The 21939-nt window shown below is 60.2% G+C and carries 14 protein-coding genes; 1 reads left to right on the top strand and 13 read right to left on the bottom strand.

The genetic code is table 11. The features are described from left to right. Nucleotides 1-23 precede the first annotated feature (23 nt). From NQZ67_RS24515 to NQZ67_RS24500, 4 genes are all read right to left on the bottom strand, one after another. On the bottom strand, nucleotides 24-1577 hold the full coding sequence (locus NQZ67_RS24515) for an extracellular solute-binding protein (protein ID WP_257451165.1): 1554 nt from the start codon (nucleotides 1575-1577) through the stop codon (nucleotides 24-26). A gap of 61 nt (nucleotides 1578-1638) precedes the next feature. Next, nucleotides 1639-2532 (bottom strand): carbohydrate ABC transporter permease, encoded by an 894-nt coding sequence (locus NQZ67_RS24510; protein ID WP_257451163.1) that lies wholly within the window; start codon nucleotides 2530-2532, stop codon nucleotides 1639-1641. Between the two features lie 34 nt (nucleotides 2533-2566). Then, entirely contained in the window at nucleotides 2567-3493 is a 927-nt protein-coding gene (locus NQZ67_RS24505) for an ABC transporter permease (RefSeq protein ID WP_257451160.1), read from the bottom strand. Nucleotides 3494-3690: 197 nt separating this feature from the next. Further along, nucleotides 3691-5508: a cache domain-containing sensor histidine kinase gene (locus NQZ67_RS24500; protein ID WP_257451157.1), complete on the bottom strand. Its 1818-nt coding sequence runs from the start codon at nucleotides 5506-5508 to the stop codon at nucleotides 3691-3693. 158 nt (nucleotides 5509-5666) lie between these two features. Here NQZ67_RS24500 and NQZ67_RS24495 point away from each other — a divergent pair, with 158 nt between their 5' ends. Then, entirely contained in the window at nucleotides 5667-8426 is a 2760-nt protein-coding gene (locus tag NQZ67_RS24495) for an alpha-mannosidase (RefSeq protein ID WP_257451155.1), read from the top strand. Nucleotides 8427-8483: 57 nt separating this feature from the next. Here the strand turns inward: NQZ67_RS24495 and NQZ67_RS24490 are convergent, their stop codons facing one another. The 9 genes from NQZ67_RS24490 to NQZ67_RS24450 form a co-directional block, all read right to left on the bottom strand. Continuing rightward, a complete protein-coding gene (locus tag NQZ67_RS24490) occupies nucleotides 8484-10124 on the bottom strand; it encodes a response regulator (protein WP_257451153.1) in 1641 nt (546 codons plus the stop codon). Between the two features lie 204 nt (nucleotides 10125-10328). Beyond that, entirely contained in the window at nucleotides 10329-11024 is a 696-nt protein-coding gene (locus NQZ67_RS24485) for an alpha/beta fold hydrolase (protein ID WP_257451152.1), read from the bottom strand. A 13-nt stretch (nucleotides 11025-11037) separates the two neighbouring features. Then, on the bottom strand, nucleotides 11038-11622 hold the full coding sequence (locus NQZ67_RS24480) for a TetR/AcrR family transcriptional regulator (RefSeq protein WP_257451150.1): 585 nt from the start codon (nucleotides 11620-11622) through the stop codon (nucleotides 11038-11040). 189 nt (nucleotides 11623-11811) lie between these two features. Further along, nucleotides 11812-14196 carry a glycoside hydrolase family 95 protein gene (locus NQZ67_RS24475; protein WP_257451148.1) on the bottom strand — a complete coding sequence of 795 codons (2385 nt, stop codon included), beginning with the start codon at nucleotides 14194-14196 and terminating at the stop codon, nucleotides 11812-11814. Between the two features lie 92 nt (nucleotides 14197-14288). After that, nucleotides 14289-15665: an ABC transporter substrate-binding protein gene (locus NQZ67_RS24470; RefSeq protein ID WP_257451146.1), complete on the bottom strand. Its 1377-nt coding sequence runs from the start codon at nucleotides 15663-15665 to the stop codon at nucleotides 14289-14291. A 146-nt stretch (nucleotides 15666-15811) separates the two neighbouring features. Next, the gene (locus NQZ67_RS24465) at nucleotides 15812-16795 is read right to left on the bottom strand and encodes a carbohydrate ABC transporter permease (protein ID WP_257451144.1); all 984 of its coding nucleotides are present in this window, start codon (nucleotides 16793-16795) and stop codon (nucleotides 15812-15814) included. Beyond that, on the bottom strand, nucleotides 16792-17685 hold the full coding sequence (locus tag NQZ67_RS24460; RefSeq protein ID WP_257451142.1) for a carbohydrate ABC transporter permease: 894 nt from the start codon (nucleotides 17683-17685) through the stop codon (nucleotides 16792-16794). Before NQZ67_RS24460 ends, NQZ67_RS24465 begins: the two co-directional genes overlap by 4 nt. Beyond that, complete coding sequence (locus NQZ67_RS24455; RefSeq protein ID WP_257451140.1) at nucleotides 17675-19918, bottom strand: DUF5696 domain-containing protein; 2244 nt, start codon at nucleotides 19916-19918, stop codon at nucleotides 17675-17677. The genes NQZ67_RS24460 and NQZ67_RS24455 overlap by 11 nt, the downstream gene beginning before the upstream one ends. Beyond that, nucleotides 19911-21926 (bottom strand): YIP1 family protein, encoded by a 2016-nt coding sequence (locus NQZ67_RS24450; protein WP_257451138.1) that lies wholly within the window; start codon nucleotides 21924-21926, stop codon nucleotides 19911-19913. Before NQZ67_RS24450 ends, NQZ67_RS24455 begins: the two co-directional genes overlap by 8 nt. Nucleotides 21927-21939 lie beyond the last annotated feature (13 nt).

The following is a 21939-nucleotide window of genomic DNA, read 5'->3' as shown; positions in this document are numbered from 1 at the left end:
TCGGCTTCGCTCTTGGATGTTTATTATTTTTTGGATGCCAGGTACGCGTCGATTTGCTTCTGCGTTTCCGCTAGAATGACGTCCAGTCCGTTCTTCTTCTGGGCCTCGATGTAATCCGCTACCGCCTTATCGACGTCCTTCACGATGCCGAATTCGATCGGCCGCCCGAGCTCGTCGGACGCCTGGTCGCGCTTCGCGATTTCGTTCTTCATATTGTCCTCGGCGATGAACAAGCCGTCGATCGGGGAGTTGACGTTGTTCGGCTGGCTGGCGAATTCGGCTTCCTTCACCCAGAAGTCCGGCCCGTACGTCATCGTCGGGCGCATGAATTGCGGCTTCCAGAACGCCCACTGCCCGCCCCACTCCATGTAGTTGGAGGTCGTCGTCTGCATGCCTTTCGGATATTCGGCCGTCTCGCCGTTCAAGACGTACGTCTTGCCTTCGATGCCGTATTGCAGCAGGTCGTACAGCGTTTTGTCCGTCTCGACCATGTCGAGGAAGCGGAGCACGCGGTCCGGATACTTGGAATTCCGGTTAATCGCCACCACGTTCGCGAGCGCCGTGCGGTTAACGAATTTTTTGTCCGGATAGAGCAGCGACATCTCCTGCTTGTAGGAAGGATCGGCGAAGCCCGGGTTCGCGTTCGCCCATTCGTGGGACGTCACCGTGAACAGCGTCTTGCCGTTGCGCCATTGGGCGGCGCCGTCCTCCTTGTCGATCATCGCGTCGCGGTTGATCAGATTGTCGTCGTACCATACTTTGGCCAGCTTCGCCGCCTCGAGGAAGAACGGCTGCTGCTCCACGGGCTGTACCTTGATCGCCGGATCGTTCAGATAGAAGCCGAGTCCGTGGAAGTTCAGGTCTACCCACTCGTCGCGAATATAGTAGATCGACAGCGGCGACGTGCGGTTCAGCTTCTCGTTCGGATAAGCTTTCTTCAAGTCCCGAAGCAGCCGGTCGATATCCTCGATCGTCTGAATGGAGTCCGGCGCGATGTCGATGCCGGCTTTCTCGGCCAGATCGGCGCGCCAGCCGGCGAATTTGCGTTCGTTCATCTTCATCGTCCACGGCAGACCGACGATCTGGCCGTTCACGGTGGCCGCTTCGAGCGTGCCCTGCTCCTGATATTTTTTGTACAGGTTCGGCGCATGCTCCGGCAGCAGGTCGTTCAGCGCCATGTACGAGCCTTTGGCCGCCATTTGTTTGTACGACAGCCAGTCGCCGTCGAAGTTCATGTCCCAGTTGTCGCCCGAGGCGGCCATGACGAGCATCTTGTCCTTGAAGTCGCCGAACGGGATAAAATTGATGTCGAACTTGACGTTAAGGCCCTTGCCCTTCACGTATTTGCTGATCTCGTTCCAGACCTCGTCGGTTGCCGCTTTTTTGTCGCCGCCGAAGTAGAACTTCAGCGTCACTTCCTCTTCTTGCGCGGCTTTGCCCGGCGCGTTCCCGTTCCCGGCGTCCGGCGATGCTTCCGGATTATTGTTCCCGCCTCCGGAGCTGCACGCCGCGAGCAATAGCGACAGAATCAGCACCGAGGACAAGAGCAACGGCCATTTGCGTAATCTGCTCTGCATGATGAACCTCTCCCCTTAACAGATAAATTTATACTATACGGCTTGCGCCGGAATAGCCAGACTAGCCCTTGACGGCGCCGACCATCAGCCCCTTGACGAAAAACCGCTGCACGAACGGGTACAGGAAAATGATCGGCCCGATGGTGACGACGGTAAGCGCCATCTTGATCGACTCCGACGGAATTTGCGCCGAGATGCGCTGCATCGCCGCCGCGTTGCTGGAGCTCTTCAGAAACTCGACGTTCGAGACGAGCGTCCGCAGCAGCAGCTGAAGCGGCTGCAGCTCCTGCTTGTCGACGAACATCAGGCCTAGGAACCAATCGTTCCAGTAGCTGAGGGCGACGAACAAGCCGACGGTCGCGAGCACCGGCACGGCCAGCGGCGCGATGAGGCGGTAGAAGATGAGAAACTCCCCCGCCCCGTCCATTTTGGCCGATTCGTGCAGATCCTCCGGTATGGACAGCATGAAGTTGCGGATCAGGAACATGTTGAACGCGTTCGCGAGCATCGGCAGGATGAGCGCCCAAAGCGTATCCTTCAGATTCAAATAGTGGACGCAGATGATGTACCAAGGGACGAGTCCTCCGTTGAACAGCATCGTGATGATCACGTAGACGGACAGGATATTGCGGTATTTGAACGATCTTCTAGCCATCACGTAAGCGCCCATGCTCGTGACGAAGACGGACAGCGCCGTGCCGGCGGCCGTAACCAGAATGCTGATGCCGTAGGCGTCGATGATCCGATTGGACCCGAGCAGCAGGATGCGGTACGAATCGAACGTCACCGATTTAGGAATAAGCGTGTAGCCGTAATCCATAATGTCCTTCTCCGTGCTGAGCGAGCCCGAGATGACCATTATGAACGGGAACAGGCACGACAAGCTGAACAGGGAGATGGCGACGACGATGATAAGCTGGCCGGCGGACGGCTTTTTCGCTGCGGCGGTGTTCATGGATGGAGTTCCTCCTTTGCGGTTTCGGCCGGCGCTAGAAGATCGCCGAGTCCTTGTCGATTTTGCGTGCGGCGTAGTTGCTGCCGATGACGAGCACGAACGCGACGATGGATTGCATGAAGCCGGCCGCGGAGGCCATGCCGATGTCGCCCGATTTGCGAAGGCTCCGGTACACGAACGTATCGATGACGTCCGTCGTCGGGAACAGCAGCGAGGCGTCGCCGACCATGGCGTAGAACATGCCGAAATCCGCGTTCATGATGCGGCCTACCGCCAGCAGCGTCAGAATGATGATCGTCGGCTTCAGCATCGGAATGCTGATGTAGCGGATTTGCTGCCATCTGCTGGCCCCGTCGATGGAGGCCGCCTCGTAATACGAGTTGTCGATCGAGGTGAGGGCGGCCAAATAAATGATTGTGCCGTACCCCGTCACCTTCCACCGGATTGCGATCGTCAGGATGAGCGGCCAGAGGCCCGCTTCGCTGTAGAAATCGACCGGCTGCATGCCGACCCACTCGAGCATCCGGTTAATGGCGCCGTTCTCGTAGTTCATCAGGTTGTAGGCGAAGACGCCGACGACGATCCAGCTGATGAAGAACGGCAGGAAGGTGAGCGATTGCGCGACCCGCTTAAAATATTTGTTCCGAATCTCGTTCAGCAGCAGAGCGAGCCCGACCTCGAAGATCAGCCCGACGATAATGAACAGCGCGTTCAGCAGAATGGTGTTGCGGATTGCCCTGTACGCCGCGTCGGACGAAAACAAGTATTCGAAGTTATCGAGCAACGGGTCCATCCAGTCGCTGCCGAATATGCCTTGGACGAAATCGAAATCCTTGAAGGCGATGACGAGACCCGCAAGCGGCAAATAGTTGAACAAGAAGAGCAACACAGCGACGGGCAGAAACATGAGCAGAAGCGTGCGGTTGCGCGCCAGTTCCCGAAATACTCCGTGTAGTTTCATGGCGTTTTCCTTTCCGGTTCGTGATGACCTAATCGTACAAGACGCGGTCATCCGGCCGCCATGAGCGAATCTTATCCTTTGTGGTGCAGATTTGGCTTGGACATAGCAAGCCCCGGCCCCCCTCCAACAAGGACAGGGGACCGGGGCTATTTTGTCAGGCTGCGCAACGACCATTGCATCGCGGAGGGAGCTGCCTTCTATATCTTCTTAGGTCCGTCCGATGACGGATCCGGTCTGTCGCCATCCTCCAGCACCGGATGCCGGACCGTAATTTTGGTGCCGATGCCGGGGCCTGTCTCGAACGTCAGCCTGTACCGGTCGCCGAAGTATAACCGCAGCCGGTCGTTTACGTTGCGCAGGCCCACGCCCCTCCGCGCGGCGGAATATCGCTCCTCCTCCGGCTGCTCCTTCTGCAGGTCCGCCAATATTTCCGGCGGAATGCCGGCGCCGTTGTCGGCAATGTCGATGACGATATCGCCGTCCTCGAGCCGCGAAGCGATCATGATTTTGCCTTTGTCGAAGTTGCCCCGCACGCTGTGCTGAATCGCGTTTTCGATCAGCGGCTGCAGGAGGAGCCGCAGGAACGGCAGGTCCATCACCTCGGGCTCGAGCGAATAAATAATCCGGATCGCCTGGCCCATGCGCGCCTGCTCGATCAGGACGTACGCTTTCACCTGCTCTATCTCGCGGCGCAGCGTCGTAATCTCCCGGCCCTGGTTGAGGCTGAGCCTCAGCAGGTTGCCAAGCGCCGACACCATCTCGCTAATATCGCTCCGGCCGTGATTCTCCGCTTTCCACCGGATCGATTCCAGCGTGTTGTACAGGAAATGCGGGTTGATTTGATGGCTGAGCACTTGAAATTCAAGCGCCTTCTTCCTCCGTTCGGACATCGAAGCCTCCTCGATCAGCCCTTCGATGCGGCGGACGAGGCTGCCGACGCCGCGGTACAGCCAGCCGACCTCGTCGTTGCGCGAGGACCAGGGCACCAGATACTGCAGATTTTCCGATTCCAGCTTGCGCATGAGCCTTACGAGATGCGCGATCGGCTGCGTGAACCTTGACGTAATATAGAACAACACCCCGATGCAGCAGATGACGTACAAAATAATGAAAATAACGAGCATTCGGTTAATCTGATCGATCGTCCCGGCGAGCTCGCGAAGCGGCGTCAGGCTGACAATAGTCCAGGGACGGCTCGGCATCGCCACGTAATCGGCCAAATATTCCTCGCCGCCGATCGTAAGCGATCGCGAGCCCTGATCGCCCTCGCCCATGAATTCCACGAACGAAGCGGACGGAAAGGGCTGTCCCGTCCATTCGTTCGACGCGGAATCGTAGTGGACGATGCCGTCCCCGCTGACGAGCAGCAACTTCTGATCCTTCAGCTCCTCGGACGACGCGAAATACCGGCGCAAATAATCCTCCGTCACCTCCGTCACGATAAGCCCCCTCGGCTCCTGATCGTACAGCCCCGTGAACCGCTTGACGTACGCGAGCAGCGGCTTCGCGTATTCCCCTTGCTTGGGCATCCACAAATACCAGCTCGGACTGACGACGTTCTTCGAGCGCTGGAACCAGTCGAGATCCGCCATGCTGCCGGATTCGCCGAGCGTGCTCATGTACGATGGGAAGGCGCCCGGATCAAGCGGGAGCACCTTCACCCGGAACGCGTCGATCGTCTTCGCCTCCTGGCTCATCAGAGTCAGCATGTCGACGGCAAAATCCTCCTCCTCCGCCCCGCTCTCCGGCTCGCGCTCGAGCAGATCCTGCAGCTGCTTCTGCCCGATCAGATCGTTAATCTGGCCGTTCAACGTCTCCAAGTACATTTCGAAATTTTTCCTCGTCTGCAGCAGGTAGCTCATCGTCATCTTCGTGTTCGTGCCCGATATGCCCTCGATCGCCTTGATGTGCGAATAATACGCGAACAACAGGAACGGAACCAGAATGATGACGAAGAAGATTAGGATCACTCTGTTGCGGAACGACGATGCCAGCTGCAGCGACCATTTGTTCATGGGCGGCCGCCCCCTCTCCTTCAATGTGATGACCCGGCTGCCGGAAGCCAAGATTGCCCCCGCAAAGGACGCGATCGCCTCATTGCGGGTTCGCCAAGCGATTAACTACACTGTAGCTGTAATGTCTATCCTTATTTAAGAAAAGAGGAACTGCCGCCATGACCGCTTCCAAAAAAACGGTTCACGTCATCTCCCACACGCATTGGGACCGCGAGTGGTACATGCCTTACGAGGCGCATCACGTCAAGCTGATCGAAACGATGGACGCGCTCCTGCATACGTTCGCGAACGATCCCGAATTTCGCAGCTTTTACCTGGACGGGCAGACGATCGTCGTCGACGATTATTTGCAGGTGTATCCGGAGAGGCGCGAGATCATTCAGCGATTGGTGGACGAAGGCAAGCTTTCGCTCGGCCCTTGGTACGTCCTTCAGGACGAATTTCTGACGAGCTCCGAAGCCAACGTCCGCAATCTGCAGATCGGACACCGGGAAGCCGCGAAGTTCGGCCCGGTATCGAAGCTGGGCTACTTCCCCGATTCGTTCGGCAACATGGGCCAGGCCGCGCAGCTGCTGCGGCAGGCGGGCATCGGCACGGCCGTCTTCGGCAGGGGCGTCCGGGCGACGGGCTTCAATAACCAGGTAGAAGAGGACGTCGGCGGACTGGAATCGCCGTACTCCGAGCTCGTCTGGCAATCCCCGGACGGCTCGGCCGTGCTCGGCATCCTGTTCGCGAACTGGTACAACAACGGAATGGAGATTCCCGTGGATCCCGCCGAAGCGACCGCTTACTGGGATCACCGGCTCGCGAGAGCCGAGCAGTTCGCCTCCACTCCGCACTTGCTGCTCATGAACGGCTGCGACCATCAGCCCGTCCAGACGAATCTGTCCGAGGCGCTCCGCGTCGCGCGGGACCTCTATCCGGATTACGAGTTCGTCCACTCGAGCTTCGACGAGTACGTCGAGGCCTTACGATCCGAGCTGCCGGACCATCTCAGCATCGCCAAAGGCGAGCTGCGGGGCCAGCGGACCGACGGCTGGTTCACGCTCGTCGGCACGGCTTCCGCCCGCGTCTATATCAAGCAGCGGAATCAGCGGGGCCAGACGCTTCTCGAGAAGATCGCGGAGCCGCTCGCGGCCATCGCGCACAAGCTTGGCCGGCCTTATCCGCATGCCATGCTGCAATACGCCTGGAAAACGCTGATGCAGAATCACCCGCATGACAGCATCTGCGGCTGCAGCGTCGACGAGGTTTATCACGAGATGCTGACCCGCTTCGCCAAAAGCGCCGAAGTCGCCAAAGCGCTTTCGGCCGAATCGGCGGCTTTCGTTGCCTCGCGCATCGATACGGGCTGCTTCGCCGCATTCGGGCAATCGGCCGCACCGTTCGCCGTATGGAACACGAGCGGCTACGAAGGCCCTTCCGTCGTTACGGTCGAGGTCGAATGGTCGCATCGTTATTTCAAGCAAAGCGAGAATCCCGCCTCGGTCATGCGGGAGGTGGAGCAGAGAACGACCGGAGTCGGCTATCTCGTTAACGCGCGCGGCGAGAGATTGGACGTCACGGCCGAAGACCTCGGCGTCCGGTTCGGCTACGAGCTGCCGAAGGACAAATTCCGCCAGCCGTATATGGCCCGGGCGGTACGGCTTACATTCGAGACCGGCGTCCTGCCGTCCATGGGCTATTCGACGTTCGCCTGGATTTCCGGCGAAGTCGCGCCGGCGTCGGTTGGCTCGCGGGAACGAAGCCTGATCGCCGGCGAACGCGCGATGGAGAACGACAGCCTGCGCGTCGATTTCGCGGACGACGGAAGCTTCTCCCTGCTGGACAAACGGAACGGACAATCGTATAACGGGCTCGGCGTTTACGAGAACGTTGGAGACGTCGGCAACGAATATTTGTTCCGCTCGCCCGAAGGCGATGCGCCGATCACGTCGGCCGGCGCCTCGGCCGGCATCCGCATCGTCGAGGACACGCCTTACCGGGCCGCCTTCGAAATCTCGCACGAGCTGCTCGTGCCGGAAAGCGCGGACGAGACGCTCGCCGCGGAAATCGCGGCGATGGTCGATTACCGCGACCGCAAAGCCCGGCGCTCGGCGAAGCTCGCGCCGCTGCGCATTCTGACCCGCGTCAGTCTGGAACGAACGGGAGTCGGCGTGCAGGTTCACGCCCGCATCGACAACCGGTCCAAGGATCACCGGCTGCGCGTGCTGCTGCCGTCGGACTCGGCCGCCGCGGTCCATTATGCGGACTCCATCTTCGAGGTCGCCGAGCGCGGCAACTGGCCGGAGAAGGAATGGAAGAACCCGAGCAACTGCCAGCATATGTCGGCGTTCGTCGACGTTCATGACGCAAGCCGCGGGTTGACGGTCGCGACCAAGGGACTGAACGAATACGAGGTGCTTCGCGACGGGCGCGCCACGATCGCCGTCACCTTGCTCCGCGCCGTCGGCGAGCTTGGCGACTGGGGCGTGTTCCCGACGCCGGAGGCGCAATGCCTAGGCATCCAGGAAGCGGAGTGGATGCTTATCCCGCATGGCGGCGCGGATCGGCGGTTCGACGCTTACCGCGAAGCTTACCGGTACCAGGTGCCGGCGACGTTCGTCCGCTGCGGCCTGCATAGCGGCGAGCTTGCCCCGGAGCATGATTTTCTCCGCTGGCAAGGGGACGCGCTCGCTTTCTCGAATTTGAAGGTTGGCGAATCAAGCGGCGACCTGATGGCCCGCTGGTACAATCTCGGCGGCGCTTCCGCGACGCTCGCTCTCGATCCCGGCGCGGTTCCATCCAGAGCTTACCGCAGCAACATTCTGGAAGAAGACGAGGGCGTGCTAGCCACGGACTCGGTTCCGATACGGGGCTGCGAGATCGTCACGCTGGGATTATCCCCGTCGGGTTCGACCGGCGAACGCTCCTGCTAACCTGCTTTTAATAGACCGGCCGGCCGCTGACGCTACATGTCTGCGGCCGGCTTTCGTTCATCCCTCCCCCTCTTCCGCGATCCCGCGCTGCCTGCGGTATTCCTTCGGCGTGCAGCCGACCTGCTTCTTGAACAGCTTGGAGAAATGAACGGGATCCTTGTAGCCCACCTCGTACGAAATTTGATACACCTTGTATTGAATATCGGCCAGCATGTCCTTCGCTTTCTCGATCCGGATATCCGTCAGGTATTCGAGGAACGTCTTCTGCTTCTCTTTCTTGAACAGCTTGCTCAGCCACACGGGCGTCACGTGCACGGCCGTTGCCACGCTCTGAAGCGACAGGGGCTCCGCGTAATCGCGCCGGATTATCTTCTCCGCTTCGATGACGATCTGGCTCGGATTCGCCGATTGCTTCCGGTAATCCTCGGCGAGGGAGAGCAGAAACTTCTCCGCCTGCACGCGAAGCGATTGCAGCGTATCGTATTGCTCCAGCTGCTCCCACACCGCGATCGGATTGCCGCCCCAGCTTCTGCTCGAGAGGCCGGACGACGCGGATCGGCGGAACACCTCGAACAGCCACTCGAAGATGTTCTGCTGAATATCGCGAAGCTGGGTCAGCTTCCAGGTCTTGACCATCTCGACGAAGCTGTCCATCGCGGCGCCGATGTCCGCGTCCGATCCGTATTTGATCAAATCGAGCACCTCGTCGGGCTCCGAGAGCGACAAATCCGCGTGCTCGCCGTCCTCGTACAGACCTTGCTCCGTGAATAGGCGGTTGCCGCCGTAGACCGCTTTCTGCTCCAGGACGCTCGCGGCTTCGACGAACATGTCGTGCAGATGCTCCAGCTTGCCGGGCGCCGTGCGCATGCCCGCGCTTGCCTGAACCTTGACGAACTCGTTAATCCGTTGGATGCATAGCTGCGCGATGCCTCGGGCAAGCTCGGCTTGACCGGATCTCGCGCAGCTGAGAAGCACGATCCATCGTCCGCTGCGGTCCATGCAGAGCGCGTAGGGATCCGGGTATTCCTCCTCGAGCGTTTGGTTCACGACGTTGCCGATGCCGAACAGCACCAGCTCCTTCTCCTTCGGGCTGCGGTTCTCGATCGCCTTCAAGTCGTCCGCCTCGATCATGGCGAGCAGCATCGGCTGCTCCGCCATCCATTCGAGCTGCAGCGACTGCAGGCGGTGCATCCTCCTCGACTCCCTGTACGGGTCGAACTCCTGCTCGAACATTTCCCGCAGCAGCTCCTCCCGCATTTTCGGAATGGCGAACCGGATCTGGTTTTTCATCAGTTGCTCGTTCTGCTTCTCCCGCCTCTTGCGTTCGATCCGTTCGACCGACCGGCGGACGATCTGCTCCAGCTCCTCCAGGTTGATGGGCTTCAGAATATAGTCCAGCACTCCGATCTGCATCGCCTGCTTCACCAGCTCGAAATCGTCGTACCCGCTGATGACGACCGTCTCCGGACAATAGTCTTCAATCAACGAAAGCGCGCGCAGAAATTCCAGCCCCGACATCCGGTTCATCTTAATATCCGTCACGATCAGATCGGGTCTTCGGGCCAGCGCAAGCGTCAGCGCCGTATCGCCGTCGTCCGCCACGTCGACCTCCGAGAGGCCGAAGCCCGTCCAATGAAAGCGATTGCGTAAACCTTCGCGAATTTCGTATTCATCGTCAACGATTAGCGCGCGAAACATGGAATCGCCTCCTGAAGGTGGTTTGCGTTCGTAATTGCCTACCTCCATACTACCTCATCTTGTTTCGAATTGGACGGGGGGAATGTTAAACTTTATGGGGTTGTATTAAAGCGAAGCGGCTGCGCTCCTTCGGACGGAAAGAGGCCGCCGTACGATCGACGGCGGCCCCTCGCGCTCGCGCACATGGCCCGAGCGGATCCGTAGTTATGCGTTTAGAAATTTTCTCACGGCGGCTACAAACTCTTGGGGCTTCGTCTCATGCACGAAATGCCCTCCGCCTTCCAGCGTGACGAACTCGCCGCTTGGGATTAACCCGGCGGCTTCCTTTAATTTATGCTGCGGAATGGGGCTGTTCGAACCGCCTCCGATAATCAGGGTCGGGCACGCGATCCGGTCAAGACGCTCCCACCATTCGGGGTCCGGTTCGTTAAGCTGCCTAAGAATGGACGGGATGACGAACCAGTCGAAGGGCAGCGGACCGGCCGGCGGGTCTCTCGGAATGTCCAGTTTGTCGCTTCTGAAGGGAGGCGGCGAATCCTCGATGACCAATCGTTCGACCCGATCGGGATAGGCTTCGGAGAACAGGAAGGAAACCGTTCCGCCCATGGAATGCCCGATGAGGATGAAGCGCTCCAGACCCAAAGCGTCCGCGAAAACGAGAAGATCGTCGCGCATGAGCTCGAACGAATAGACGCCCGTTCTCTCGCTGCCGCCGTGTCCCCGTTGATCGAGCGCGAAAACGCGGAAATGTTGTCCCAATTCGGCCGCTACGACATTCCATGCTTCCCCGTTTTGCCCTAAGGCATGGAGCGCGATAACGGGCGGCGCCGTTTCCAAGCCCGTCTCGCGATACTGAAAGACGCGTCCTTGCTCTATTAATTGTTTTACTTTCGTTTCCATACATAACCATCCCCTACTGACAAAATTGTTCGATCAGCTGCTGCTTTAATTTTTCGACGGAGTAATGCCCGGGGAGCGTCGCGATCATCAGCATCGCGCCTTGAAGGCTGGAAGAGAAATAGAGGGAGCGAGCGCGCGCTTCGCTCTCCCCGAGTCCGGCGAACATCCCGCATTGCGCCTCGAACTGCTGGGCCATCGCCTTGTTCAGAACTTGGCTGTATTCGGACAGCACCTTGTCTTCCTCCGGCTGGGTTTGCATGTGCAGATAAAATCGGAATTCCCGCGGGCGCTGCTCGACGTTGGCAAGCGCTCCGTTAATAATGTAGGCTAACTGCTCCTCCGATGAGCCCAAAGCGGCGGCACTTTGCATCACTTCCTTGATCTCGTCGATCCGCTTGTTCACCATTGCCGCCAGCAGCTCCTCCTTCCCTTTGTAATAGTTGTACATAAGGCCTTTGGACACGCCGGCTCTCTTCGCGATGTCGTCGATCGCGGCGCCGTGGTACCCTTTCTCCATAAACACCTCCATGGCGGCCGCGCGGATGTTTTCCTTGGCGGATTTCCGTATTCGTTCGTTTTCTTCCGGGGTTCTTGGCATGAACGTGTGATCTCCTACTCGGCGTAAAATGGAAGTCTTTGTCATCATTATATTTATGACTGAACGTACAGTCAATAGAAAACACAGACGTTCATGTATTCGCCCCAATCGGCAAATACTCTTCGGTATTAACGAATCAGCGGCAGTCGGGATCGTATTTCCTTGTCCCTGCTGCCGCCGTTCGTTCATTCATGAAATCGGAGCATCGGCGCGAATCAGCCGGTACGTTTCTCTCGCGCGGACGACCCAGCGGATGGTGTCCTCTCCTCCCCGCTCGACCGAAACGGCATGGCCGCTTCCGTCTTCGACCACGACCTCTTCCGTGACCCGAATGGCGCATGGAGCGGAACGGTCCGCGCGGATCGATGCTTCCGACAGCCGTCCGTCCCGCCAGGCGATCGACAGCTCGAAGCCGCCCCGGGCGCGCAATCCGCGGGCATGGCCGCTCGGCCAAGCGCCGGGGAGCGCCGGCAGCAGATGGATGCAGCCCGCATGGCTCTGCAGCAGCATCTCCCCGATGCCGGCTGTGCCGCCGAAGTTGCCGTCGATCTGGAACGGAGGATGGTTGTCGAACAGGTTGGGCAGCGTGGAATGCTCGAGCAGCGCCCGCAAGTTGTCGTAAGCTTGCTCGCCGTCTTCGAGACGTGCCCATAGGTTAATGATCCATGCCCGGCTCCAGCCGGTATGGCCGCCGCCGCGGGCAAGTCTCCGCTCGAGCGACACCCGCGCCGCCTGCGCCAGCTCTGGGGTCGTTCGCGGATCGATGCCGTTCCCCGGATAGAGGGCGAACAAATGCGAGATATGCCGATGCCCCGGCTCGGCCTCCTCGTAATCCTCCATCCATTCCATCAGCTGTCCGTATCGGCCGATTCCGGGCTTCGGCAGACGGCCGCTCAGCTCCTTCCAAAGCCGGACGAGCTCCGAATCCGTCCCCAGCTCATCCGCCGCCATGATGCAGGCCGAGAAGAGGCCGCTCAATATCTGGTTGTCCATCGCCGGTCCTTCGCATAAGATGCCGCGCTCCCCGCCTGGCAAGATGTACGTATTCTCGGGCGACACCGAAGGGGAGGTCACGAGCAGGCCGGAGGCCGTCTCCGTCAGGAAATCCTCGAAAAAAGCCGCCGTTTCCCGCATGATGGGGTAGACTCTTCGCAAGAACGGCCGGCTCCTCCCGTATTCGTAATGCTCCCATAGATGCAGGCACAGCCAGGCGGCGCCCATCGGCCAATACGTGGCCGGCATATAGACGTCCTGCGGCGCGGTGTCTCCCCACAGATCGGTGTTATGATGGGCGACGAAGCCGCGGCAGCCGTACATCTCGCGGGCCGTCACCCGGCCATTTTCCGCCATCCGCCCGATGTGGTCGAACAGCGGCTCGTGGCATTCGGGCAGATTGCCGGCCTCCGCGGGCCAATAGTTCATCTGCGTGTTGATATTGATCGTATATTTGCTGTCCCACGGCGGCTGCATATGCTCGTTCCAGACGCCCTGCAGATTGGCGGGCAGCGAACCGGGACGGCTGCTCGCGACGAGCAGGTACCTGCCGAACTGGTAATACAAAGCGAACAGCGAGGGATCCTCGCCCCCATCGCGAAGCCGTTCCAACCGGCAGTCGGTCGGAAGCAAATAAGCGGTCTCGGCATTTGCCGCGTCATCCCCCGCCGATACCCTCGATACCTCTCCATGAGCCGTTGCTGCTCCAAGGGCCTGCGTCCCTTCCTCTCCCCCGCCCAGCTCCAGGGACACCCGGGACATGAACGCCCGCACATCCAGGGCATGCCTCATGCGGAGCGCCTCGTAGGACAGCTCCGCCGCCTTCCCCGCCGCCTCGAGACACTCCTTCTCGGGATCGTCGTACCGGTAAGTCGTCGCCGCGGTCAACAGCAGCGTCACGCATTCGGCTCCCTCCACCGTCAAATATTCGCCGACGGCCTTCACCTTGCCCGAATCGGCAACCGCCTTCAGGCAAACGCGGAACGCCACGCCTCCGTCGCCTCCGCCGTGGCCTCGCATGACGATCGTGTCCGGCCCGGCCTGAATGAGCTCATCGTAATACCGGTTGCCCGGCCCGCGGGTCAGTCTAAGCCTCATAGACACCCCTTCGGCGCTGCTGGAAGTCAGCCTCGCGACCAGGGCTTGATCCGGGTAGCTGACGAACAGCTCCCTCTCATAACGGACCCCTCCCGTCTCGTAGCGGACTCGCGAGATGCCAGTAGTTAGCTGCAGCTCCCTGACGTAGCTCTCTACCGCACGTTCCTCATGCTCGACGCGAATCGAGAGATCGCAGAGCGGCACGTAATGCCGCTGCGACTCCGGCACGCCGGACAATGCCGTCTCCGCCAGCCGCTGCGCTTCCCCCGGCTTCCCCTCCCGCAGCAGCTTGCGGATGAGAGGCAGATGGCGCTTCGCGTCGGGATTGTTCCGGTTGCGGGGTCCGCCGTACCATAACGAATCTTCATTGAGGGCGATTCTCTCGTCGGATGGCTTCCCGAACGCGATCGCGCCTAATCGGCCGTTGCCGAGCGGCAAGCCTTCGTCCCACGAAGCCGCCGGCTTCTCGTACCATAACCGCATCTCTTCACCGCCTTATCGATATAAACCGCAAGGGGCCGGGAACCCTGCGGATAGGAATCCGCCGCGGTCCCGGCCCGATCGGCTAACGCCGTTTATTGCCCCAGCTCCGCCCTGACTTCGAGCGTCCGCTTGTTCCAAGCTTCCGTCCCGGGGACGATCGTATTGATGTCCGCGCCCATGAAGATGACCTCGTTCAGAATGTTGTTCCAGTTGTATTCGCCGAACGCCGGAACGGTAAGGCCGGGCTGGATATAGGCGTTTTCTTTGGCGAGTTTGACCGCCTCTTTGTTCTTGCCTTCCCACATCGGCGTCTGGTCGTAATACGCCATAATGTCCGGATCGATGATCGACGCGTTCGCGCCTTGGTCGATCTTCCACTTCTGCGCTTCCTTCGAGAACTGGAAGCTGATCCACAGGAACGCCTCTTCCTTGTGCTTCGAGCTTGCCAGCATCGCGAGCGGTCCGTAGATCGTGTAGCCCGGCTGGCTAACCTCGCCGCGAGGGAACGGCAGAACGTCCCACTCGAAGTTCGCGTTCGCCTTCAGGTTCGGCAGCACCCAGTCGCCGCCGATCGCGAAGCCCGTCTTGCCGTTGATGAATTCGCGCGTCACGTCGCCGCCCGCCGTCGCCGCTTCGAAGCTTTGCAGCGAGCCGTCGTTCGTCACGAACTCCTGCAGCCATCTGACGTCGTCGAGCACCTCCGGCGTGTGCAGCACGCTTTGGGACATGTCTTCGTTCAAATAATGAATGTTGGCCGCATGGCCGTCGGCGATCGCCTTCGTGCTGAGCAGGCGCATCTGCCATTCGGATTGCGTCGTCAACCCGAATTCGCCCGCCTGCGGATCGGTGATCGCTTTGGCGATATTGCGGAAGTCCTCGTATGTCCAATCGTTAGGCGGCATCGCCTGGCCGTGCTTGTTCAGCAGATCCTTGTTGACGAGAATCCACATCGGCACGTCGACCATAGGCACGGCGAGCTTCTTGCCGTTCCACGTCATCGTATCGAAGAATCCGTTCGGAAATTCCGTTTCGTTAAACGTCGGGTCTTGGTCGATGTATGGCGTCAAATCCTCAAGCAGCCCGGCTTGATCGAACGAGATCAGGTCGGAGTCGATCTCGGTCAGGTCGGCCGGCGTTCCGGCAGCTTCCAGCGACGCGATAATTTCCATGATCGGCTGGCTGTTGACCGGAATTTGCTCGATCGTGATCCACGGGTACTTCTTCTCGAACATGTCGTACAGCTCGCCGTACGTGTCCTTCCAGGAAATGATCTTCAGCGTGACCGGCTCGCGGTTCTCGGGGGACGGCGACGCTTCCTCCCCATCCTCCGTCTGGGCCGCCGTCGGCGCGCTGCTCGCTTGATTCGTCCCGTTGCCGTTCCCGTTGTTGCCGCCGGAGCAAGCCGTCACGACCAGCATCAGCATGAGCAGCACCGCCGATAACGCTTTTAACTCGAACCTCTTTTTCATAGTGTTCCTCCTCTTGGATTGTGGACTGGTAACCCCTTCGTACCCTCTACGCGATATCAAATCCCATTGCGTCCGAACCCTGTCTCCCGCTCCCGCTCTGCCCCATCACCCCTTTCAAGCTGCCGGTTCCCGCGAGCATCCGCCGCTTATTCCACGATGCCCGTACGCTCGATGCCGCTGACGAACCACTTCTGCAGCACCATGAAGATGAGAATCGGCGGCAGAATGATCATGAACGCGGCCGCCATCTTCGTCCCCTCCGTGATCGGATTGACGATCGTCCGCGTGTTGCCGAGCAGCGTCGGGTTCAGGATTTCCTCGAGCATGTCGAGCCGGATCGACAGCGGCGTGAACCCTTTGGTCAGGAACATGGACGGCTCGTAATACAAGTTCCAGTACCAGATGAACGAGAACAGGAAGACGACCAGGCAGGCCGAACGGGCAAGCGGCAGCATAATGCCCGCGAACAGGCGGAACGTCGACGCGCCGTCCAGCTTCGCCGCTTCCTCCAGGCTGGGAGGCTGCGACCGGAAAAACTGCATGAAGATGAGGATGAACAAGGCCGACTTGACGCCTTGGCCGAGAGTCGCCGGCACCAGGAACACGAATATCGTGTTAAGCAGCCCCAGCTTGCTGAAAATAACGTAAAGCGGAATAATGATGACCTGCGGCGGTATGACGAACGTCAGGATGATCAGCGCGATGAATACCGCCCGCAGCGGCACCGCCAGGCGGGCAAGCGCGTACCCCGTCATCGAGCAGACGGCGACCTGCATGATCGAGCACGATACGGCGATCGCCGACGTCACCAGCAGCGCCTTCGGATATTGAAGTCCCTCGAACGCCTTCGCGATGTTCTCAAAGGTCGCTTGGCGCGGAATCCAGCGAACGGTCGGATCGTACATGTCGGCTAGCGGCTTCAGCATCGTGCTGATCATGTACAGAATCGGCTGCAGGTACAGGTACGCGACGACCGTCAGCAGGAAATAGATGACCAGCTTCGCGATCAGGCCGTCCGACACGTTCCGTCCGATGACCATCAGCTTGGCCTTCTGGGCTCTGCGGCTCCAAATGAGCGAATGCAGGCCGCGTCCCGCCTTGGCCATGCCGAGCTTCAGCTCCTGTATCATGACCGAGCCCTCCTTTTCTTCATATTGCGGCCGAACAGGCCGAGCACGATCGCGATCAGGACGAAGATGAACGCGAAGTAGATCCATGCCAGCGCGCTGGCGTACCCGTAGCCCGTGTCGACCTTGAACATGTTCTCGCGAATATGCGCGATGACCGGATTAAGAGGGAACGTGAACAGATCGATGATCGTGTACAGAATGTTCAAGCTGATAAAAGGAACCGTGGCCGGCAGCGTGATCTTCCAGAAGCTGTCCCATGGAGTCGCGCCGTCGATGCGGACCGCTTCGTAGATCGTCGGCGAAATCGTCTGGAAGCCCGCCACGAAGATCAGGATTTGCACGCCGGAGTACCAGAGGATCAGCACCGCGTTGCCGAGCACCGACATCACCGGCTCGGCGAACTGCTGGCCGACATACTCCGCCACGAGCGGCTCCAGATTGTATTGGTCGATGAACGGGATTTCGCCGACCTCCTGGGTGAACAGCTCCGAGAGCACCTGCCCCGTGGCGAAGATGACCGGGAGGAAGAAGAGCGCGCGGTACAGGAACCGCCCGGGAAACCTCTGGTTCAGCATCAGCGAGATGAACAGCGCGAACAGCACGATGATCGGAACCATCAGCAGCATTTGCTGGAAATAGGTAATGAGCTGAACCGGGAACTCGTTATCCTTCAGGAACGCGTCGCGGAAATTTTCGAGACCGATATAATCGTATTTGAAGCCGCCGACGCTGACCTGCACTTTGTTGAAGCTCATGAACAGCGACCAGCCCACCGGAACGAGCACGAACGAGCAGAATCCGATCAGCCAAGGAAGCATGAACAGCAGGCCCGTGCCGTACCGGGAGCCGTGGTAGCGAAGCTCGGCTCTTTTCTTTTGTTTAGCGTCCACTCGGCTTCGCCCCCTTCTGTACATGAAACATTCCGTCGCCGTAGTCGACGACGACCTTCGTGCCGTCCTCGTACACCGTTTCGTAACGGTCCTCCTCCAGCTTGGCGTGATCCGCGATCCGCTGCCCGTACACGGGCGCCAGCTGCTGGAACGCCTCGTATTCCGTCTCGATCCGGTCCAGCCATTTGGCATATTGGCTGCTGAACAGATAGCTGGACGGGGAGTACCGCAGCTTGCGGGAATCCTCGTACGACAGGAAGAACGACGGCAGCGCCCCGTATTCGATCGCCTTCAGGAATTCGTCCTCGACGTTATTGCGCAGGTTGCCGTCGCCGAACGTGTAATCGACGTGGCCATGCAGCGCCATCGGGTAGAACGGCACGGTCTCGTCGACCATGAAGTCGTAGCTGGATTCGTTCGGCAGCATCGCGATGAAGCCCGCTCCGCCGATCGCGTAATCGTTGCCCCGGTATACGCCGGCCATGCCGAGCGTATCCCGCGTGTAGTCCAGCAGCCCCCGGTAGATGCCGGCTGTTTCGGCCCGCGTCGTCACGTCGCCGCTTTTGTAGTCGTTGAACACCATCTCGCCGATGTAGTTGTACAAGATGCCGGAGACGCCGATTTCCTTCAGCCCGCGGATCGTTTCGTAAGCCATCGCCACCGTCCGCTCCGGCTTCGCGATGAACCAGTCCTCGTCGAGGAACACGGTGCCGTCGATGCCGCGGATGCCGTTGTTTTTGCCCGAGAGCACCGATTCCGACTCGTTCATCCAGACGAAATCGTCCTCGAACAGGACGGGAAAGCCGTATTCGTCCATCTTGCCGATGAACCGCTTCGCTTCCTCCTCCCCGCCGAGCGCCGGCTCGATTGGCAGCCGGTCGAACAGATCGTGATCGCCTTCATGCTGCCAGCCGTAATAAACGACGTTCATGCTCGCCACGCCCCGGTCCCTCAGCTCTCCGACGATTTCCGCCGCCTGCGGGAACGTCGTCGCCGCCGCGTACCGGATGCCGCCGAACGCTTCCTCGTAATTGCCGCCCATCAGCTTCAGATACAGCGGGATATTCTCCACCGGCTGAAGGCGCTCGCCGAGCCGGCCTTCCGCCTCCAAGTAATCCCGGTACGACGCGGCCATGCCGACGTAGTCGGCTTCCTCTCCCCGAAGGAACCGGTACTCCACCTCCCGGTCCAGCTCCAGCCGCTCCTTCTGCACGGAGCGGATCGGCGTGGCGCCCCTGCCGATCAGGTACAGGTACTCCTCCCGGAACAGATGGGCGGAATGGACGCTGTAACGCGACGACTTGAGGCCCGGCGGCATCGCGTTGATGACGGCGGCGTCGCCGCCCCGCGTCAGCACCGCGACGTAGGCGTCCCCGCCGCTTTTCAGCCCGAATACGGGATAAGCGATGTTCTCGCGGCGCTCCCCGCTGCGGGACCAGTTGCCCGCATTGGTCAGCTCGGAGCCGTACACCTGATGAATATAGCCTCTCGACAGCCCGACCCGCTCCACATCGAACTTAATCAAGCCGCCGGGGCCGTCGGGCACGAACAGGTAGCCGTCCTCGCTCGTCGCGGCCGCCCCGAAGTATGGCAGCAGGTCGATGCTGAAGATGGCGAAGCCGCCCTCTTCGCGGGCGCCGTCAGCCGGCAGGCGAACCTTCAGCCCCCGTTCGGTCAGCTCGTATTGAATCGCGAACGACAGACCCAGATCGGCATAATCGTAATTCGCCTGCAGCACGTCATCCGATTTGCGGTAGCTGACGGCTATTCCTTTAGTCGAGACGTTCGCGAGCTGCCGGATCGTCTGGTCCTTGCCCTCCGTCTTGACGTAGGTCAGGACGAACGGCGACTTCAAATTGTCGAGCAGCGCGCCCTGCACCGTCTCCTCGGCCAGCTGTTCCTCGGACGGGTTGCTCAGCCACCGCTTGCCGGATAGCCGGTCGAGAAGCTCGATCTGCGAGGTCGCCGGGTGGACGGATAACGCATAGCCGTCCGACGATAACGCTTCGGCGAAGCCGTCTCCCGCCGCCGCCGGCGTCCAGGCATCGTCCTCCCCGAGCACCGGCGCCCTGGGCAAGGCGCTCCTCTCGATGCCGGTGAGCTCAAGCGCCGCGGCGGGCGTCAGCTCCTCGCCTCGCAGAAGGATGGCGAGCAGCAAGATCAAGAGCAAGGCCAAAAGCGCCGCCGTCAGCATTTTCACCCTCAAGGATAGGCGTTTGACGAAGTTAACCATGGAATGTCGCCTCCTTGTACAGCTGGTAGAAGAAATCGTACAGGTTGTAGGTCAGCCCCGACACAATGAGGACGAATACCCACATCGTCCCGATCGCGAACAAGGTGATGCCGGTATTGCGAAGCGTCTCGGTGAAATCGAAATTGTGGATGACCTGCGTCATGACGACCAGCATGACGGCGATCCAGACGATCGCGATCGTATTCAGCGCGTCGATGACGATTCTCTCGTCCAGCGTGACGATGTTGGACAGCAGAATCGTCGGCACGGACAAGAACAGATAAGGCGCGAGCGCGTACGTGCTGCCTTGAATGACTTCCCGGAACCGTCCTTCCCCGTCCCGGACGCTGCACACGAGATAATTGGCGATGATCCAGGTCAACCATGGCACAGCGAACCAGGCGAGCTCTCCGAGCAGGTTGATCTGCGACCGTTCCACCGGATGGAACAGGAAGCCCGTTCCGTAGATTTGGGCGATTTTCACCAAGGTGACCGCCGCCAGCAGCAGCAGGATGATCCACCAGGGCACCTTCGCTTCCTTCAGCTTGTAGAAGCCCTCGTACGGATGGAACATGATCGTGCGGAAATTTCGCAGCTCATCCATCGGACGCTGCCACGATGACGGGAGCGGATACCGCCTGAACAGCCGTCTCGCCAGCCTCGGGGCATAAGCGATCAACGCGAAGGCGATCGCCGCGATGAACACGGCTGTCGCGAAGTGATCCTGCAGCCATCTCAGGCGGACTTGCCAGAAGGCGTCGGAATACCCCTGCGTATCGAAAGCCGTCTTCAAATAATCGAGCGCCTTGTCGTAGTCGCCCCGCTGAAGATAGGTCTTGCCCAGCCCCTGGAACGTGCCGTTGTACATGTCGTTGCGGGCGTACACCCGCTCCCACCGCGCCTCGCTTTCGGCGTATCGCCCTTGCCGGTACAAGGACAGCGCCTCCATCACGTCGCGTCCGAACTCGGTCCGCACGAACTTGTGCACGGTGCCGGTCCGTCCGTCCGCCACCCAGACGTTGAACGCGGAGTCGACCGCGATCCCCGTCGGGAAGCCGATGACGCCGTACTGCTGCGTCTCCTTGTCGATGAGGCCGAAGCGGAACATCGGGCTGCCGGTCTCGTCGTAAATATTGATCCCCTCGGAGTCGGTATCCGCGATATAGAGGAATCCGTTCGAATCGGACGCGACGTCGACGATGCCGTGCGCGTTCAGGATCGTCTTGTTCTTGAAGGCGTCCACGCCTCCGGCGTTCAGCTTGCGGATCGCCCCGCTGCCGTAGCTGCCGGCCGTCGCGGTGAGCAGGAAGCCGTCCCTGTCCGCCGCGACGTTCGCGACCGGAAGCGGCAGGCTCGCCAGCTCCTGGGCGAGCTGCTCCTTGTTCAGAATGAGCTGCTTGATCCAGCTCATCACGGTCTGCCGCGCTTTGTTGGCGCCGAAGAATCCCTTGAATTCGCCATCAGGGCTAAGCCGCATGAGCCCCTGATAGGCGGAATTGAGACAGACGTACATGACTCCGCGCCGATCCACGACAAGCTTCGTCGGGATGAAGGAGACGGACGCCAGCAGAGAGGAATCCGGCTTCTTGTACTCGCGGTCGAACGCGCCGTCCGGGCCGAACACCGCGACCCGCTGGTTGCCCGAATCGGCGACGTAGATTTCCCCATCGCTAGCTACGAACACGCCCTGCGGAGCGTTCAGCTTGCCGGCGCCTTCGTCATCGCCGACCGTCATGACCGTGCGGCTGTCCGAATCCAGCACGACGATCCGGTTCAGCGCTTTGTCCGCGACGTACACCTTATCGTCATGCGCAGCATGAACGTCGGCGGGCTCGCCGAGCTTCACCCCGGCCATCTCGGCCGGCTCGTAAATCGGCTGCAGCCGGAGCCAGGTCGACTGGTTGGCGTCGTAATAGGCCGTGCGGTAAGGCAGCTCCGCGTAGGTGGAATCGGGCACGGATAGGACGGCGAAGGACGCCAGCAGCAACAAAAGGATGAATCTTCTCATCGTTACGACTTCC

It is taken from the genome of Paenibacillus soyae (assembly GCF_024623455.1).
In the GTDB taxonomy this organism is placed as follows: domain Bacteria; phylum Bacillota; class Bacilli; order Paenibacillales; family Paenibacillaceae; genus Pristimantibacillus; species Pristimantibacillus soyae.
This window is presented reverse-complemented; position numbering and strand designations above follow the sequence as displayed.

Bases quoted from the DNA above. Each gene is read 5' to 3' on its own strand.
- NQZ67_RS24515 (WP_257451165.1), bottom strand. From the start codon at position 1,577: ATGCAGAGCAGATTACGCAAATGGCCGTTGCTCTTGTCCTCGGTGCTG.
- NQZ67_RS24510 (WP_257451163.1), bottom strand. From the start codon at position 2,532: ATGAACACCGCCGCAGCGAAAAAGCCGTCCGCCGGCCAGCTTATCATC.
- NQZ67_RS24505 (WP_257451160.1), bottom strand. From the start codon at position 3,493: ATGAAACTACACGGAGTATTTCGGGAACTGGCGCGCAACCGCACGCTT.
- NQZ67_RS24500 (WP_257451157.1), bottom strand. From the start codon at position 5,508: ATGAACAAATGGTCGCTGCAGCTGGCATCGTCGTTCCGCAACAGAGTG.
- NQZ67_RS24495 (WP_257451155.1), top strand. From the start codon at position 5,667: ATGACCGCTTCCAAAAAAACGGTTCACGTCATCTCCCACACGCATTGG.
- NQZ67_RS24490 (WP_257451153.1), bottom strand. From the start codon at position 10,124: ATGTTTCGCGCGCTAATCGTTGACGATGAATACGAAATTCGCGAAGGT.
- NQZ67_RS24485 (WP_257451152.1), bottom strand. From the start codon at position 11,024: ATGGAAACGAAAGTAAAACAATTAATAGAGCAAGGACGCGTCTTTCAG.
- NQZ67_RS24480 (WP_257451150.1), bottom strand. From the start codon at position 11,622: ATGCCAAGAACCCCGGAAGAAAACGAACGAATACGGAAATCCGCCAAG.
- NQZ67_RS24475 (WP_257451148.1), bottom strand. From the start codon at position 14,196: ATGCGGTTATGGTACGAGAAGCCGGCGGCTTCGTGGGACGAAGGCTTG.
- NQZ67_RS24470 (WP_257451146.1), bottom strand. From the start codon at position 15,665: ATGAAAAAGAGGTTCGAGTTAAAAGCGTTATCGGCGGTGCTGCTCATG.
- NQZ67_RS24465 (WP_257451144.1), bottom strand. From the start codon at position 16,795: ATGATACAGGAGCTGAAGCTCGGCATGGCCAAGGCGGGACGCGGCCTG.
- NQZ67_RS24455 (WP_257451140.1), bottom strand. From the start codon at position 19,918: ATGGTTAACTTCGTCAAACGCCTATCCTTGAGGGTGAAAATGCTGACG.
- NQZ67_RS24450 (WP_257451138.1), bottom strand. From the start codon at position 21,926: ATGAGAAGATTCATCCTTTTGTTGCTGCTGGCGTCCTTCGCCGTCCTA.